13 protein-coding genes are annotated in these 17,076 nt (G+C 62.8%); 5 read left to right on the top strand and 8 right to left on the bottom strand.

Annotated features, from left to right (window positions below; translation table 11 throughout):
• Window positions 1–9 precede the first annotated feature (9 nt).
• The 3 genes from AUL36_RS10705 to dnaE all read left to right on the top strand — a co-directional run bounded on the left by AUL36_RS10705 (window position 10) and on the right by dnaE (window position 6,126).
• Complete coding sequence (locus tag AUL36_RS10705; protein ID WP_306302830.1) at window positions 10–690, top strand: gluconate 2-dehydrogenase subunit 3 family protein; 681 nt, start codon at window positions 10–12, stop codon at window positions 688–690.
• Window positions 687–2,240 (top strand): GMC family oxidoreductase, encoded by a 1,554-nt coding sequence (locus AUL36_RS10700; protein ID WP_062220371.1) that lies wholly within the window; start codon window positions 687–689, stop codon window positions 2,238–2,240. Before AUL36_RS10705 ends, AUL36_RS10700 begins: the two co-directional genes overlap by 4 nt.
• 415 nt (window positions 2,241–2,655) lie before the next feature.
• Complete coding sequence (gene dnaE / locus AUL36_RS10695; protein ID WP_062220427.1) at window positions 2,656–6,126, top strand: DNA polymerase III subunit alpha; 3,471 nt, start codon at window positions 2,656–2,658, stop codon at window positions 6,124–6,126.
• 57 nt (window positions 6,127–6,183) lie between these two features.
• On the opposite strand, the gene AUL36_RS10690 is transcribed toward dnaE, so the two are convergent.
• Window positions 6,184–6,828, bottom strand: a complete 645-nt coding sequence (locus AUL36_RS10690) for a hypothetical protein (protein ID WP_062220369.1) — start codon at window positions 6,826–6,828, stop codon at window positions 6,184–6,186.
• Window positions 6,828–7,139: a DUF3572 domain-containing protein gene (locus AUL36_RS10685; RefSeq protein ID WP_058598283.1), complete on the bottom strand. Its 312-nt coding sequence runs from the start codon at window positions 7,137–7,139 to the stop codon at window positions 6,828–6,830. The genes AUL36_RS10690 and AUL36_RS10685 overlap by 1 nt, the downstream gene beginning before the upstream one ends.
• Before the next feature lie 118 nt (window positions 7,140–7,257).
• Between AUL36_RS10685 and AUL36_RS10680 the strand changes: the two genes are divergently transcribed.
• Both AUL36_RS10680 and AUL36_RS10675 read left to right on the top strand, forming a co-directional pair.
• On the top strand, window positions 7,258–7,629 hold the full coding sequence (locus tag AUL36_RS10680) for a response regulator (RefSeq protein WP_058598284.1): 372 nt from the start codon (window positions 7,258–7,260) through the stop codon (window positions 7,627–7,629).
• Between the two features lie 3 nt (window positions 7,630–7,632).
• The gene (locus AUL36_RS10675) at window positions 7,633–8,997 is read left to right on the top strand and encodes a PleD family two-component system response regulator (protein ID WP_062220367.1); all 1,365 of its coding nucleotides are present in this window, start codon (window positions 7,633–7,635) and stop codon (window positions 8,995–8,997) included.
• A 382-nt stretch (window positions 8,998–9,379) separates the two neighbouring features.
• Here the strand turns inward: AUL36_RS10675 and rpmG are convergent, their stop codons facing one another.
• The 6 genes from rpmG to plsY form a co-directional block, all read right to left on the bottom strand.
• On the bottom strand, window positions 9,380–9,547 hold the full coding sequence (gene rpmG, locus AUL36_RS10670) for a 50S ribosomal protein L33 (protein ID WP_019995293.1): 168 nt from the start codon (window positions 9,545–9,547) through the stop codon (window positions 9,380–9,382).
• 211 nt (window positions 9,548–9,758) lie between these two features.
• On the bottom strand, window positions 9,759–10,202 hold the full coding sequence (locus AUL36_RS10665; RefSeq protein WP_058598286.1) for a DUF983 domain-containing protein: 444 nt from the start codon (window positions 10,200–10,202) through the stop codon (window positions 9,759–9,761).
• On the bottom strand, window positions 10,199–12,478 hold the full coding sequence (gene rnr / locus AUL36_RS10660; RefSeq protein WP_062220365.1) for a ribonuclease R: 2,280 nt from the start codon (window positions 12,476–12,478) through the stop codon (window positions 10,199–10,201). The genes AUL36_RS10665 and rnr overlap by 4 nt, the downstream gene beginning before the upstream one ends.
• 8 nt (window positions 12,479–12,486) lie before the next feature.
• Window positions 12,487–15,222, bottom strand: coding sequence for a type I DNA topoisomerase (topA, locus tag AUL36_RS10655; protein ID WP_062220363.1), 2,736 nt, complete (start codon window positions 15,220–15,222; stop codon window positions 12,487–12,489).
• A 127-nt stretch (window positions 15,223–15,349) separates the two neighbouring features.
• Window positions 15,350–16,471, bottom strand: coding sequence for a DNA-processing protein DprA (gene dprA, locus AUL36_RS10650; protein WP_062220356.1), 1,122 nt, complete (start codon window positions 16,469–16,471; stop codon window positions 15,350–15,352).
• The gene (gene plsY, locus AUL36_RS10645) at window positions 16,471–17,076 is read right to left on the bottom strand and encodes a glycerol-3-phosphate 1-O-acyltransferase PlsY (RefSeq protein WP_062220354.1); all 606 of its coding nucleotides are present in this window, start codon (window positions 17,074–17,076) and stop codon (window positions 16,471–16,473) included. The genes dprA and plsY overlap by 1 nt, the downstream gene beginning before the upstream one ends.

Here is a 17,076-nt window from a genome sequence, read left to right as displayed (position 1 = left end):
GACCTGCCGTTGTCTCATGCGTCCCCAATCAAGACCTCGTCTCGATCTTTCCCTCTTTGTACGGATCTCGTCCCACCTGATCGCGTCAGCGATGCGCTGAAAGCCGAGCTGGCGCGGCGCGCTCTTCCCGACGATTCTGCGACAGCGCCTCGGTCGTTCGACCAACGACAGTTGGACACCTTGCGAGCGATGGTTTCTCGTATTCTTCCGGATGCGGAAGCCTACGGCATCGACCTCGCGCTGCGCCTCGACGCGATGATGGCAGATCAAGAGGGAAACGGCTGGCGCTACGAAGCTCTTCCGACCGATCCAGACGCCTATCGCGCCGGCCTCGACACGTTGAACGCCTTGGCCGAGGCAAAGACCGGGCAGGGGTTCGATCTTCTGCCGGAAGCAGCGAGAGACGAATTGCTGGAAACGATCGGCCAGGGCAATGCCGTCTCCCCGGTGCCGGCAGGATGCTTCGATGCCGAGCAGATGAAGCTCTGGTTCGAAGAAGTCCGATCTGATGCGGTTCGTCATTATGTCGCGCATCCCGCCATCATGGCGCGGATTGGCTATTCCGGCTTTGCGAATGGCGGCGGCACCGGATCGGCGTTCCAAGGCTTCGAGAACGTCGGCCTCGACGAACGCGAGGCTTGGGAGCCTGAGCGGGTCTCATCGTTCGACCAATCGGAGCGCGCACGATGAAGCTCGACCGAATGGCACGTTATGGGCTGAACGAGATTGTGGACGCTGTGGTCATCGGGACGGGTGCCGGTGGATCGCCCCTTCTGGCGCGGTTGGCCGCAGCGGGCCTGCGCGTCGTGGCGCTGGAAGCCGGATCGAACCGAGACCCCAGAGAATACGCGGCGGACGAGGCGATGTCGTCCGATCTCTATTGGATGGATGAGCGCGTCAGCGGTGGCTCAATGCCGGAAGCGTTTGGTGCCAACAATAGCGGTGTCGGTGTCGGCGGCTCGATGCTGCATTGGGGCGCCTTCGTGCCGCGCGCCGACGCGCGCGATCTGCGCTTGGCGAGCGAAACCGGGAAGGGCCGGGATTGGCCTTTGTCACTCCACGAGCTCACTCCCTACTATGCGGAAGTTGAGTCCTTTGTCGGCGTGTCGGGTCCGGCATCTTACCCGTGGGACTCGTCCCGTCGCTATGCGCTGCCGCCCGTTCTGCGGAACGCACCTGCGCAGGTTATGGCGAGAGGATGCGAGGCCGTTGGGGCGAAGGCGAGCGATGGTCCCGTCGCAGTCGTGTCACGTCGTTTCGAGCAACCGGATGCACCCGTGCGTGAGCCTTGCGTGAACTGCGGCTATTGCCATCAGGGCTGTCGCAATGGTGCCAAGACGTCGATGGACGTCACCTATCTTCCCCTTGCCGTCGCGCGCGGTGCGGAGATCCGGCCGGAGAGCTTCGCCGATCATTTCGAGTTCGACAGCCAAGGGCGGATCGCGGCGGTCGTCTATTGGCAGGCCGGCGCCATGATGCGTCAAAAATGCGCGCAGGTGTTTCTGTGCGCGGGGGCGATCGAGACGCCGCGCCTTCTCCTGCGGCAGGGGATCGCCAATTCGAGCGGTCAGGTGGGGCGCAATTACACGGCGCATGTCGCAACGCAGGTCTGGGGAACGTTCCCACACGAGATGCGGATGAACAAGGGCTACCCGTCCTCGTTGATCACCGAAGACATGCTGCGACCGGAAGGCGCCGATTTCGCCGGTGGCTATCTCGTTCAAAGCCTGGGCGTGGTGCTCCAGACATGGGCGGACCAGGTGGCTCGCGGGCGAGGTCTCTGGGGGCAGAAGCTCACCGACTATCTCGACCGCTACAACCACGTCGCCGGCATCGGCATCAATGGCGAATGCCTTCCGAGCGACGAGAACGTGATGACCCTATCGGACGAGCTGGATGGAAGAGGTATGCCCAAGCCGCTGATCCGCTTCGGGTACGGCGAGAATGAAAAGGCGCTCCGCGCCCACGCCGTCCGATTCATGACATCGGTCTGGGAAGCCGCTGGGGCGAGCGACGTCTGGGTGCTCGATCGCACCGCCCATACGATCGGAACCTGCCGGATGGGCGTTGATGCGGGAGATAGCGTGGTCGATCCCTACGGCCGCAGCTTCGATGTGCCCAATCTTTGGATTGCCGACAATTCGGTCTTCCCCTCGGCGCTCGCAGCAAATCCGGCGCTGACCATCATGGCGCTGAGCCTTCGGACGGCGGACCGCTTTCTCGGGCGTTTGAACGGCTGAAGAGCGTCCATCCCAACCGCAAGCCTTCAAAGCCCCGCCCTAAATGCGGGGCTTTGTCATTTCAGCAACCATAATCGGCCTGTTCCTATTTTGTTCTTGCGCATCGCAAGGGAATGGAACAAATTGGGAACAGAGATCAACGGAGGTTGTCATGCTGGTTCTCAGAGAAATCGCTTCGCTCACGGCCGTAGCCGCTTTCATCGCGAGCTTTGCCTTGATCCTTCATCTGATCTGATCCCACGCTTGCGGGAATGGTGAACAAGTCCGGATCGGGTCTGGACTTCGGCTCATGAATTGGAACACTGACGAATTCCTGGCTGCGGACTTCGGAACCGAATCGATCCTCGATCCGGATTGCGAGCTTCGGCCTGACGGGTCTCTCAACGAGGTCCCTGCGGAAATCGGGAATATCGTCATGGCCGAAGAGAAAGCGTGCGCAGCGACGCCCCTGCGTTTCATTCATCTTCGGGTACACAGTGCCTTTTCTCTGCTCGAAGGCGCGCTGCGCGTCGACCAGATCGTCAAATTCGCCAAGAGCGATGGAGCGCCGGCAATCGGGATTGCCGATACAGGCAATCTTTTCGGGGCGCTTGAGTTTTCGGAAAAAGCGGCGAAATCCGGCATCCAGCCGATCATCGGGTGTCAGATCGAGGTCGATTTCCGCGACGTCGAGGGCAATCCGCGCGATCGCTCCGGCTTCGGATCGACGGGGTCGATCGTTCTCATCGCGGCGACGGAGCGTGGCTACGAGAACGTCGTGGAGCTCGTGTCCCGCTCCTACCTGGAACATGATGGAAACACGCGTCCGCACGTTCTGGCGGAATGGTTGGCCGAGCATTCGGAAGGCGTGATCGCGCTGACCGGTGGTCCGCTCGGACCGATCGGAGCCGCCATCGCGTCGGGCCAAAGCGCCGTGGCGCGTGCTCGTCTGGAAATGCTGGCCTCCGCCTTTGGCGATCGGCTCTATGTCGAATTGCAGCGCCATGAGGGCCGTGCCCGGCGTACGGAGCCCGAAACCTGCGCGCTGGCCTACGAACTGAATCTCCCGCTTGTCGCGACCAACGAGCCGTTCTTCTTCTGCAATGAAGATTTCGATGCGCATGACGCGTTGATTGCCGTCGCTTCGAACCGGCTCGTCAGCCACGAGGATCGCCGGCGCCTGACGCGGGATCACTGCCTGAAATCACAGGAGCAGATGGCGTTGCTCTTCGCCGATCTGCCCGAGGCGATCGAGAACACGATCGAGATCGCGCGGCGCTGTTCGTATCGCGTGCGCACCCGCAAGCCCATCTTGCCCCGTTTCGCTGGCGCCGATGCCGATGCGAGCGAGGCCGAGCTTGCCGAAGCGGCGGAGCTGCGCGCCCAAGCCGAAGCCGGGCTCGAGGCGCGATTGGCAGCGCACGGTCCCGCACCGGGCCAGACCGTCGAGACCTATCGCGAGCGGCTTGAGTTCGAACTCTCGGTCATCGAGCGGATGAAGTTCCCCGGCTACTTCCTGATCGTGTCGGACTTCATCAAATGGGCGAAGGCGCAGGGCATCCCGGTCGGACCCGGCCGTGGTTCGGGCGCGGGTTCGCTCGTCGCCTATTCGCTGACCATCACCGATCTCGATCCTCTCCGTTTCGCGCTTCTGTTCGAGCGCTTCCTCAATCCCGACCGCGTCTCGATGCCCGATTTCGACATCGATTTCTGCCAGGATCGGCGCGAGGAGGTCATCCGCTACGTCCAGCAAAAATATGGGCGTGAGCAGGTGGCCCAGATCATCACCTTCGGTTCCATGCAGGCGCGCGCCGTGCTGCGCGACGTCGGGCGTGTTTTGGAGATGAGCTACGGCCACGTGGACAAGCTCTGCAAGCTCGTGCCTCAAAACCCGGCCAATCCGGTGACGCTCGCGCAGGCTCTGGAGGACGAACCGCGCCTTCAGGAAGAGCGGCGCAAGGAGGAGGTGGTGGACCGCCTTCTCAGCATCGCGCTGAAACTCGAAGGTCTCTACCGCCACGCCTCGACCCACGCCGCCGGTATCGTGATCGGCGACCGGCCCCTGTCGAAGCTCGTGCCAATGTATCGAGATCCCAGATCCGATATGCCGGTCACCCAGTTCAACATGAAATGGGTGGAGCAGGCCGGGCTCGTGAAGTTCGACTTCCTCGGCCTGAAGACGCTGACGACGCTGAAGACCGCTGTCGACCTGATCGCCCGGCGCGGTGAAAGGATCGATCTCGGCGCTGTTCCTCTGGAGGACAAGCCGACCTACGAACTCCTGACGCGCGGCGAGACGGTCGGCGTGTTCCAGGTGGAATCGGTCGGTATGCGCAAGGCGCTGATCGGCATGAAACCCGATCGGTTCGAGGATATCGTCGCCCTCGTCGCGCTCTATCGCCCCGGCCCGATGGAGAATATCCCGGTCTACAACGCCCGCAAGCACAAGGAGGAAGAGGTCGAGATCATCCACCCGAAGATCGAACCGATCCTTCGGGAAACGCAGGGCGTCATCATCTACCAGGAACAGGTGATGCAGATCGCGCAGGTTCTGTCCGGCTATACGCTGGGAGAGGCCGATCTGCTGCGCCGCGCCATGGGCAAGAAGATCCGCGCTGAAATGGATATTCAGCGCGTGCGCTTCGTGGATGGCTGCGTGAAGAACGGCATTCCCAAGGCGCAGGCCAATACGATCTTCGATCTTCTGGCGAAGTTCGCCGACTATGGCTTCAACAAGAGCCATGCGGCGGCCTATGCGCTGGTCTCCTATCATACGGCCTATCTGAAGGCGAACTACCCGGTCGAGTTCCTCGCCGCGTCGATGACGCTCGATATGGGCAATACGGACAAGCTCAACGACTTCCGACTCGACGCCAAGCGTCTGGGCATTCCCGTCGTGCCGCCTTCGGTGCAGCTTTCGCACCGGCCTTTCGAGGTGCGGGACGGGAGGATCATCTACGCGCTGGCGGCTATCAAGGGCGTCGGCGAGCAGGCGGTGGATCACATCGTCGAAAAGCGCGAGGAAGGCGGGACCTTCAAAAGCCTCGAGGATTTCTGCGCGCGGATCGATCCCAAGATCGTCAATAAGCGCACGCTCGAACATCTGATCGCGGCGGGCGCCCTGGACTGTTTCGGCATCGACCGTGCTCGCCTGTGCGGCAATCTCGAAAAGCTCTCCGCCTATGCCGCGCTGGCGCAGGCGGGGCGCACGTCCGGCCAGCACGACATGTTCGGCGGTGGTGGGGAACCCGAACCCCTGCGGCTGGACGAGGTGTCGGGATGGAGCACGGCTGAAAAGCTCCTGCGGGAGTTCCAGTCGATCGGCTTCTATCTCTCGGCTCACCCGCTGGACGAATACAAGGACGCCATGAAGCGCCTGAAGGTCCAGACCTACGCGGAAGTCGTCGCTGGCGTCCGCAAGGGGCAGACGGCAGGTCGCCTGGCCGGAACGGTGACATCGAGGCAGGAGCGCAAGACGCGCACCGGCGGCAAGATCGGCATCGTCCAACTCTCCGACCCGACCGGGCAATATGAGATCGTGCTCTTCACAGAAACGCTCATCACCTTCCGCGACAAGCTGGAGCCGGGCGCTTCGGTGATCGTCACGGTCTCGGCAGAAGATCGGCCGGAGGGCATCTCGCTGCGCGCGTCCGGCGTTCAGTCGCTGGAAGCCGAGGCGGAGAAGATGCAAAAAGCGCTGCGCATCTTCATGCGCGACGCCAAGCCGTTTTCGCTGTTTCAGAGTCAATTGCGCCAAGGCGGAGACAGCGACATCTCGCTGATCCTGATGCGTGACGATGGCGAGCGCGAGGTGGAGATCACCTTGCCAGGCAAGTTCCGCGTTTCGCCGCAGATGGCGAGTGTGATCAAGGCGGCGCCCGGCGTCCTCGACGTCGAGCTCGCGTAAGGCGTGAGCGCCGTTCCGAACCGTGACCAACGTGGTACTGGATCGGCCGGATAGAATTCAGCCTGCCAGAAGCTGCTGGATCAGCCCTGCGGCTTCTGACCAGTTGTCGGCTCTCACGGTTCCCTTCGGCATCGATGGCAGGTGAGCGCGGAACTCACGGTTCGCCATAAGATGGACGAGATGAATATCCGGGGCGCTGCGCCGGGCTCCCTCCAGGTTGGGCGGGAGATCATCCACAAACACGATCGGCCCCTTCCAGCGCTGGCGCATTTCGGCGAGAAGGCCACCTTTGGATCGCTCGGTGGCGATCATCGGATCGGTCAGCCCATGCTGGTCGAGGAGGGTACGGCGCTGCGCGTAATAGTGCGGCGTCATCGCCGTCAGGAACACAATGTCGGCGCTTTCGCGAAGCTCACTCAGCGCTTCGGCGACACCCTCCACCGGCCGCTGCCGCTCGACCTGCTCCGTGTAGAGAAGGTCGGTGATGCGATCGAGCTCATGACCGGAGACGGCCGCGCCCGTCGAAAGCGAGCGGACATTGCCGGTCAGCCGAAAGCTTTCGAAATGCAGTTGCGCGCCATGCTCGGCCAAGAGTTCGCAGAAGGGCGCGATGAAATGCAGCACGACCTCATCGACATCCAGGACGAGCAAGGCGTCATGGCGCTTGGGCAGCGCATTGATCGAAGGACCGATCGTTGTCATCAGGAATAGGACTCCGCGTAGGGAAGCGCCAGGACACGGCGCGCGGCCGAGATCCGAACGGCTGGTATGTCGAGATGGGCGGCGAGGTCCGTAACGAGTTTTTCGTCCGAAAGAACGAAATCCAGAACGCCCGCGAGAAACGCCGGCTCGCCCGCGGCTTGCCGAAGATTCTCGAGTTCGAGCCCGGTGAGGCGCAGAAACCGATTGAACAGAAGTCGATCGGTTGAGATGAATGTCAGGGCTTCGATCGCGAGACCGGCCGCCGTCTGTTCCAGATCGTCGCTTCCGCTGCGGTAGGTCTTGTTAATCATAACTGATTCCTTTCGCGGTCGAAGGACCGAATTGCCGAATTGTTAAATCAAATTACCCTAGCTTTGCCTATTGAAGGTCGGGAAACCGGACGAGTCACGTTCGGAAGAGGGTATTCGTATGACCAAGACCGTCATGATCGTCGAAGACAACGAGCTGAATATGAAGCTCTTTCGCGATCTGATCGAGGCTCACGGTTACCGCACGGTCCAAACCCGTTCGGGTTTGACGGCTGTCGATCTGGCGCGCGAGCATCGTCCAGATCTGATTCTGATGGATATCCAACTGCCTGAGGTCTCCGGGCTGGATGTCACGCGAGATTTGAAGGCCGATCCTGAACTGCGCTCGATTCCCGTTATTGCCGTCACGGCCTTCGCGATGAAGGGCGATGAAGAGCGCATTCGGAAGGGCGGTTGCGAAGCTTATATCTCCAAGCCCATCTCGGTTCTGAAATTCATCGAGACCATCAAGTCCTTCCTTGGCGATGCTTGACGCATGTCCGCCCGGATTCTGATCGTCGATGATATGCCCGTCAATTTGCGCCTGATGCAGGCGCAGTTGGCGGAAGAATATTACGACGTTCTCCTCGCGACGTCCGGGCAGGAGGCGCTGGATATATGCGGCCGCGAGATGATCGATCTCGTTCTGCTCGACGTGATGATGCCGGGCATGGATGGTTTCGAAGTTTGTCGGCGGCTTAAAAGCGATCCGCGCACCATGCATCTGCCTGTCGTGCTCGTGACGGCGCTGGACCAGCAGCAGGACCGTGTCCGGGGGCTGGAAGCGGGCGCCGATGATTTCCTGACCAAGCCGGTGCGTGGCCTGCCGCTGTTCTCCCGAATCCGAAGCCTCACCCGTCTCAAGATGTTGACGGACGAGCTGCGGATGCGCGCCGAGACGAGCACGAAGCTGACGGCGGCGCTCCAGCCCGCTCCCCCTCTCGATTCGGGGCTCAAGGGTCGGGTCTACGCCATCCTGGATGCGCCGGATCAGTCGCAGCGGCTGGCCCGCCTGATCGGCACCGAGCATAATTTGATCGCGATGAGCGAGCCGGACGCGGCGGTACAGCCCAAAGAAACGGTGGATCTTTTTATCATCGACCTGCGCTCGACCGGGTTCGACCCTCTGCGCCTGTGTTCGCGGCTGCGCTCTCAGGAAGCGACGCGGCAAATCCCCATTCTGTTGTTGGCCGCTCCGGAAGATGAGGCGCGGGTGGGGCGTGGTCTGGAACTCGGCGCCAATGACTACTGCCAGACGCCGCTCGACAAGAACGAGCTTCTGGCCCGTATCCGCACGCAGGTGCGTCGAAGGCGCTATGATGAAGGTCTGCGCCGCAGCCTTCAATCGACGCTCGAACTCGCGATCACCGACCCTTTGACGGGCTTGCACAACAGGCGCTTCTTCGACACCCATCTCAGGCCGTTGATCGATCAATCCCGCCAGAGCGGACGGCCGCTCTGCGTCATGATGCTCGACATTGACCACTTCAAACACATCAATGACGCGTTCGGCCACGATGCCGGTGACGAGGTGCTGCGGCAGTTCGCCCATCGCATCCTCGCCAATTCTCGCGGAAGCGACTTGGCGGCGCGGATGGGGGGCGAGGAGTTTGCCCTCCTCATGCCCGATCTTAGCGAGGATGAGGCGTTGCAGGCCGCCGACCGTCTGCGTGAGGTCATTGCGGCGAGCCCCTTTGGTGCGGGAGACAAGGAGCTTCACGTGACGGCAAGTTTTGGGCTGGCCATGTGGGCTGGGGAAGAGCCGCGCGAGTTTCTCAAGCGGGCTGATCTGGCCCTTTACCAAGCCAAGCGGGAAGGCCGCAATCGCGTGGTCCGGTCGACGCTTACAAGTATGGTCTAGCTTTAACCATTCCTGAATAGATCGGGATCAATTTTCAGCTTCTGGATTGATTCCCTGCCGATTCTCGGCAAGTCTACGAAGCAGGTCGATATCAATAGACAGGCGAAAGCCTGATCTCTGGTTCCCCCATGGAATGCTCAGGTCCGCCGCATCTCCTGGGTCCCGTGGGGCGGTCGGTCGGCAGCTGGTCATATGCGGTATCCTCGTGCCGCGATCGGCAGTCGGCCGACCACTTTCGATCCGCGCGCGCGTCCCATCCCCAACCCCTAATTCGAACGACTGCGACGCAAGTGTATCATGCGGTGTGTCGTCGTGCTGCAAGGCACAAACGAAAACGCCGCCCCGAAAGGGAGCGGCGCATCGTCAGTCTATGAGACAAATCTTACTTGATCTTGGTCTCGCGGAACTCGACATGCTTGCGAGCAACCGGATCGTACTTCGTCTTGACCATCTTGTCGGTCATCGTGCGGCTGTTCTTCGTCGTGACGTAGAAGAAGCCCGTGTCAGCCGTGCTGAGCAGCTTGATCTTGATCGTTGTAGCCTTGGCCATTGTGCGTCCATCCTGGCGTATCGTGGCCCTGCGTCTGACGGCGGGCCGGGCAGGCGTCGCACGGGGCATGCAGGACATGAGAGATTGTGTCTGGTCCATACCGCCGAAGCGGACAGAACCGAACGGAAGCGTGAAACCACGTTTCCTTATCGTCGCGGACACTACGCATGGGAGCGGCGAAGTCAAGATGCAGGCCTCGTGGGCCGAGCTTTCAGGCGTCGCTTTCCTCGGATCGGCCTCCGAAACCATGCATTCGCATGGCCCATTGCAGACCGATCGTCGCGCCTTTTAACGGACGCAGGAGCACCAGCGACAAAGCGATCGTTACGGGAATCCAGATCGCCAGATGCGCCCAGAGCGGCAGGTCGCTCACCTGTTCCACGCCCATGAAAAGGGCGACCACGAGGTGGCCGACGATGAAGATCGTGAGATACGGCGGCAGGTCGTCGGCGCGGTGATGATGGAACACCTCGCCGCAGGCCTCACACTTGTCCACGCTTTTCAGGAAGCCGTGGAAGAGCGGCCCGCGTCCGCAGCGAGGGCAGCGCATTAGGAAGCCACGCGCCATGGCTTGGAGCGTGTCCCGCGGCTCGCCCAGATCTGCGACAGCCTCAGCGAGATGAGGATCGTCCGCTGGATGGTCCGAAACGTTCATCGCTTTTTCCTCCCGCCCTTGCCGGCGACCTTGGGCTGGCGGCCGGGCCTGTGCAAGCGATGCGAACGCCGGGCGGCTTTATGGAAAGAGCCGGTCGTGGCCGGCAAGTCTCGGGCTTCGGACAGCATTTCGAAGCGCATGGAGCCTGCCAGGGGAATCGCCTCGATCAGTTTGACCTCGACCGTATCGCCCAGCCGGAAGCCGCGCTTGGTGCGCTCCCCGATCAGGGCATGTCCCACTTCGTCATAGTGGTAATAGTCGGTGCCGAGCGTCGAGATTGGAATGAAGCCGTCCGCACCGAAGGTCGGCAACTGGACGAAAAGCCCGGATTTCGTGACACCCTGAATCTTGCCCGTGAACTGGTCGCCCAGCCGCTCGGCCAGATGATGCGCGATCAGACGGTCGATCGTGTCGCGCTCGGCGGCCATGGCGCGGCGCTCGGCCTGGCTGATAGCTTCGGCCGTTTCCTCCAGATGCTCTTCGTCCTCCTTGGACAGGCCGCCGTCCCCGAGGCCCAAGGCTCTCACCAGAGCCCGGTGCACGATCAGATCGGCGTAGCGTCGGATCGGTGAGGTGAAGTGGGCGTAGCGCGCAAGATTAAGCCCGAAATGCCCGAGATTGTCCTGCGCGTACACGGCTTGGCTTTGTGAACGGAGGATCACCTCGTTCACGAGGCTCTCGTGCTCGGTCTCTTTCACGGAATGGAGAATGCCGTTGAAATGCGAGGGCCGCAGCGCGCCGGCCTTGGCCAAAGGCAGGTCCAGCGTCCGAAGGAAGTCCCGAAGCGTTTCCAGACGGGCGAGGGAGGGCGAGTCGTGCACGCGGTAGATCAACGCCTGTTTGCGTTGCTCCAGCACTTCGGCAGCCGCGACATTGGCCTGGATCATGAACTCTTCGATGAGCTTATGCGCATCGAGCCGCTCCGGCAGAATGACACGATCAACCCGCCCGGCCGGGTTCAGAAGGATTTTGCGCTCCGGCAGGTCGAGGTCGAGCGGGCCACGCTGGTCTCGAGCCCGCTTCAAAGCCACGTAGGCTGACCAGAGTGGGCGAAGAGCAGTCTCGACGATGGTGGGGTCGACGAGATCCGGCGCTCCATCGATCGCCCCTTGAGCATCCTGATAGGCGATCTTGGCATGACTTCGCATCATGATGCGGTGGAAGCGATGATCGCGCTTATGCCCGTCGCGATCGAAGATCATGCGAACGGCGAGGGCTGGTCGATCCACTCCGTCGCGCAGCGAGCAGAGATCGTTGGAGATTCGCTCCGGCAGCATCGGAACCACCCGGTCTGGAAAGTAGACCGAGTTGCCGCGCAGCTTGGCTTCGGCGTCGAGCTTGGAGCCGGGTCGGATATACCAGGAGACATCGGCGATCGCGACGGTCACGACGAAGCCGCCGGGATTGGACGGGTCGGTATCATCAGCCGCATGAACGGCGTCGTCGTGATCCTTCGCGTCCCGCGGATCGATGGTGATGAGCGGCAGCGCGCGCCAATCCTCCCGATCCTGCATACTGGCCGGTCCGGCCGCTTCGGCTTCCGCCAGCACGGATTTGGGAAACACGTGCGGGATCGAATGCGCGTGAAGTGCGATGGTAGAGATCGCCTTCTCCGTATGGAGGGAGCCGATGACCTCGGCAACGGAGCCGAGCGGCAGGCCCGATTTGACACGCGACGAGGGCTCGATCTCGACCAGATCGCCGTCCTTGGCGCCGCGCGTTTCTCCAGCCCCGATCAGATACTCGCTTTGGCGCCGCTCCACGGGCTCGACGCGGCCACCGCCGCCCGGCGCCGCGCGGAAGACGCCGAGCGCGCGAGCGGTCTTTCGCTCCAAGAGCCGAATGACATGAGCGAGCGGACCGTCCGGCGCCTCGAAGTCGAGCTGCGCGAGGACGCGATCCCCGACGCCCGCAATGGCGGCTTGGTCGCGCTTCTGACGAATGGCGAAGCGAGGGCGCGGGCCGAGATCGTTCTCGTCCCATCCGACGGGATCGGCCAAGAGACCGCCTTCATCGTCACGGTCTCGGATTTCCAGAACCGTCATGGACGGGAGGGCACCTGGCTGGGTGAACTGCTTGCGCGTTCCCGCCAGGAGACCTTCCGACTGAAGATCGGCGATGATGTCCTTCAAGGTCACCCGCGCCGCGCCCTTGACCCCGAAGGCCTTGGCGAGATCGCGTTTTGTCGCCCGTTGCGGATTGTCCGCGATGAAACGCAGAACGGCTTCCCGGCTCAGCGAGCGCTCGTCGGTGGTCGGGATCGCTCGCTTGGCCATGGAACTCCTTACGTCGCCTTCTTGGCTTTGATCAGTTCGGTCTTGGGCGCAGCGGCTCTCGGTGCCGCCGCCTCTTTATCTGCAGTCTTGGGCGCGGACTTGCGCGTGGTGGCGCGCTTGGGCTTCTCCGCGGCCTCGCCATCGGCGGCTGCGGCCTTCTTCGTGCTCGCCTTCTTCGGTGCGGCCTTTTTCGGCGCCTTGCCCGACTTTTCGGCGCGCTCGTTCAGAAGCTGAATCGCCTCCTCCAGCGTGACGGACGCGGGGTCCTTGGACTTCGGCAGGGTCGCGTTCACCTTGCCGACATTCACGTAAGGACCGAAGCGACCCTCGCGCACCGTGATCGTGCCCCCGAAATCGGGGTGCTCGCCCAGCGTCGCCAAGGCGGCCGGGGTCGAGCGGCTGCGTCCGCCCTTTTCCTTCTTTTCGGCGATCACCGTCACGGCGCGGTTGAGGCCGATCGTCAGAACGTCCTCGACGGTTTCCAGATTGGCATAGGCGCCATCGTGCTGGAGGAAGGGGCCGTAACGGCCAAGGCCGGCCAGGATCGGTTTGCCGGATTCGGGATGCAAGCCGACCTCACGCGGGAGCGAGAGGAGCTGGCGGGCCTTTTCGAAATCGATATCGGCGACCTGCCAGCCCTTGGGCAGCGAAGAGCGCTTGGCCTCCTTGCCGTCGCCGCGCTGGACATAGGGGCCGAAGCGCCCCGAGCGAAGCGTGACAGGTTCGCCGGAATCGGGATCGACGCCCAGATCCTTCGGCTCGTTCAGCCCGCCATCGCCCTCTGCTGCCTCGGCCGAAAGATTGGAGCCGAGCTGACGCGTGAAGCCGCACTCAGGATAATTCGAGCATCCGACGAAAGCCCCGAACTTGCCGAGCTTGAGGCTCAGCTTGCCGTTGCCGCAGCGCGGGCACGCGCGTGGGTCGGTCCCGTCGCCGCGATCCGGGAAGACGAGCGGCGCGAGTTCCTCGTTCAGCGCATCGAGAACATCGGTGACGCGGAGTTCCTTGGTCCCGTCTATCTGGGCCGAGAAATCCTTCCAGAACTCGCGCAGAACCTCCTTCCAGGACAACTCGCCGGAGGAAATACCGTCGAGCTTGCCTTCGAGATCGGCCGTAAAATCGTACTCGACATATTTCTCGAAGAAATTGTGCAGGAAGGCGGTGACGAGCCGCCCCTTGGAATCGGGCAGAAGCTTGCGCTTGTCCTGCACGATATATTGACGGTCCTGCAGCGTCTGAAGCGTTGCGGCATAGGTCGACGGGCGACCGATCCCGAGTTCTTCCATCCGCTTGATCAGCGACGCCTCCGAGAAACGCGGCGGGGGTTCGGTAAAGTGCTGGCTCGGGTCGATCGAGAGCTTCTTCAGCGGGTCCTGCGCCGTGATTTCCGGCAGGCGAGCGGAATCATCGTCATCCGATTCCTGCTCGGCTGGGGCCTTCGAGTCGTCGCGATGATCCTGATAGGCGCCGATGAAGCCTTCGAAGCGGATGACGGAGCCTGTGGCGCGCAGTTGCGCCTTCTGACCACCGTTCTCGGCCACGATCTCGGCCGTCGTGCGCTCGATCTCGGCGGAAGCCATCTGGCTGGCGATGGCGCGCTTCCAGATCAGGTCATAGAGCCTTGCCTGATCACGATCGAGAAAGCGCTCCATGTCCTTGGGATGGCGCATGAAGCTGGTGGGGCGGATCGCCTCGTGAGCTTCCTGCGCGTTCTTCGCCTTGGTGGAATAAGCACGCGGCTTCTCCGGCACGTAGCGCGCGCCGAAGGTCTCCGCAATCGCAGAGCGGGCAGCATCGATGGCTTCAGGCGCCATCTGCACGCCGTCGGTTCGCATATAGGTGATGAGACCGACCGTCTCGCCGCCGATGTCCATGCCCTCGTACAGGCGCTGCGCGATCTGCATCGTGCGGGACGCGCCGAAGCCGAGCTTGGCCGAAGCCGCCTGCTGGAGGCTCGACGTGGTAAAGGGGGGCGAAGGGTTGCGCCTGGTCGGCTTGGCCTCGACGCTCACCGCCCGGAACGAGGCACCGTTCAGCATGTCGCGAATAGCGAAGGCGCGCGCTTCGTTGTTGATCGAAAGGCGCTGGAGGCGCTCGCCCTCGAAGCCGGTCAGGCGGGCCTCGAAATCATCACCGCGCGGCGTCGCGAGCTTGGCGGCGATCTGCCAATATTCCTCGGAGTTGAAGCGCTCGATTTCACTTTCACGGTCGCAGACAAGACGTAGCGCCACGGACTGGACGCGGCCCGCCGAGCGCGCGCCGGGCAACTTGCGCCAGAGAACGGGCGACAGGTTGAAGCCGACGAGATAGTCGAGCGCGCGGCGCGCCAGATAGGCGTCCACCAGTGGCGCGTCGATCTCGCGCGGATTGGCCATCGCGTCGAGCACCGCCTTCTTGGTGATGGCGTTGAAGACGACGCGGCTGACGGGCTTGTCCTTCAGAACCTTCTTCTGGCGCAGAACTTCGAGCACATGCCAGGAAATCGCCTCTCCTTCGCGATCCGGGTCGGTCGCGAGAATCAAGGCGTCGGCGTTTTTCACGGCCTGGGCGATCTCGGTAAGGCGCTTCTGCGAAGGCTTGTCGACCTCCCAGTCCATGGAGAAGTCTTCGTCCGGGCGCACGGAGCCGTCTTTCGCCGGGAGATCCCGAACGTGCCCGAAGGAGGCCAGCACCGTGTAGTTGCTGCCCAGATATTTATTGATCGTCTTCGCTTTTGCAGGCGATTCGACGATGACCACTTCCATGTGCACGTCCCGGAAAGGGCGGCCGGCCGGTGCCGACGCGCCGTAATATCGCTTTGTTCACATGGACAGCCGAGCCGCGTGGGTCAACCCATCGGCTGCAACAGGCGAGCTTCGTGTCAGGCCGGTGTCAAGGAAGAAGCGAGATTCGCCCGCCCGAATGACGCTCCAGGCGCCCGGCGAGTTCGAGTTCCAGAAGCGTCATATGGACCGTCGACGGCGATACGGAGCTGTGAAGGATCAGGTCGTCGAGAGACACGGGAGCGACCCCGAGTGAGCGAAGGATGCGCGCCCGCTCGCCTGCATCCGCCTCGTGTGTATCGCCACTGTCATCGGGATGGAGAAGCGCTTGAACAGGTGAGGGGCGGCGGGCCATCGGCTCCAGAGCCTGCAGGATGTCCGCCGTCTCCGTGGCGAGTTGAGCGCCATCCTTCAGAAGCATGTTGGTGCCGGCCGAACGCGGTTCGAGCGGTGAGCCGGGGACGGCGAAGACAAGGCGGCCCAGCTCGCCGCCGAGACGCGCGCTGATCAGCGAGCCCGACCGCAGAGACGCTTCCACCACCAGAACAGCCAGGGAGAGGCCTACGACGATGCGATTGCGCCGGGGAAAGTCTACGGCGCGTGGCTCCCAGCCGAACGGCATTTCCGTCGCAAGACAACCGCCCTCATCCACGATCCGGCGCATCAGAGGCTTGTTCTGCGGCGGATAAGGGCGGTCGAGTCCGCCCGCGAAGATGCCGACCGTGCCGCTGGCCAGAGCCGCCTCATGGGCGACCGTATCGATGCCGCGCGCAAGGCCGGAGGTCACGACGTAGCCGGCCTCGCCAAGTTCCGAGGCGAACATGCGCGTGAGCCGCGCCCCGGCGGCGGAGGCGCTGCGCGACCCAACGATTGCGACGCCAGGTTGGGTGAGGCGAGCGGCATCGCCCATCACGGAGAGAAGTGGCGGCGAGCCTTCGGCGGCGCGCAGGGCCGGCGAGAAATCCGGCTCGTCGTGGCAGATCAGTCGCGCGCCGAAGCGGGCCAAGCGCGCAAGTTCCGCTTCGGCGGTACCCGGGTCGCAAAGCTGGATGCGGCGCTTGCCGCCCTTGGCCGCGAGGGCGGGGATCTCCGGGAGGGCGGCTTGCGCCGTGCCGAAGCGGCGCAGGAGCCCATGATAGGTCACGGGACCGATGTTTTCGCTGCGGATCAGACGCAGACGGGCGAGGCGCTCGCTATCGGAGATTCCTTCGCGCCCGCCTATGGGATTCATCAGCCTTTCGACCCGATCCGGCTTTCCGTGCCCGCGAGGAGCCGTCGGATATTCGGGATATGCTTGAGATAGACCAACACGGTCAGAACCGCCGTCAAAGCCGCCGCCATGCTGTTGCCGATGATGAGATAGATGACGGGCACCAGGAGCGTTGCGGTAAGTGCGGCGAGAGAGGAGTAGCGGAAGATCTTGGCCATGCCGAGCCAGGCGGCGGCAAAGACCAGAACGCCGATCGGCGCAAACCCCAAGAGAACGCCGATATAGGTCGCCACACCCTTGCCGCCCTTGAAGCCGAGCCAGACCGGAAAGAGATGGCCGAGAAAGGCCCCGAAGCCTGCGGCGGCAGCGGCAGGCGCGCCCCATTTCCAGGCCACCCAGATCGGCACCGTGGCCTTCAGAAGGTCGCCGAGCAGCGTCATCGCCGCGACCTTCTTGTTGCCCGTGCGCAGGACATTGGTCGCGCCGATATTGCCCGACCCTATAGAACGCAGATCACCCAAGCCGAAGAGCTTGGTGAGGATCAACCCGAAGGCGATCGTTCCGCAGAGATAGCCGAGGATCAGAAAGACGATGACCGCCGTCGGATCGCTATGGTCCCAGGTCAT

Origin of the sequence: Aureimonas sp. D3, assembly GCF_001463805.1 — a bacterium.
Lineage (GTDB): Bacteria > Pseudomonadota > Alphaproteobacteria > Rhizobiales > Rhizobiaceae > Aureimonas > Aureimonas ureilytica_A.
Note: the sequence above shows the minus strand (reverse complement) of the source record. Positions and strands in the feature narration are given on the sequence as shown.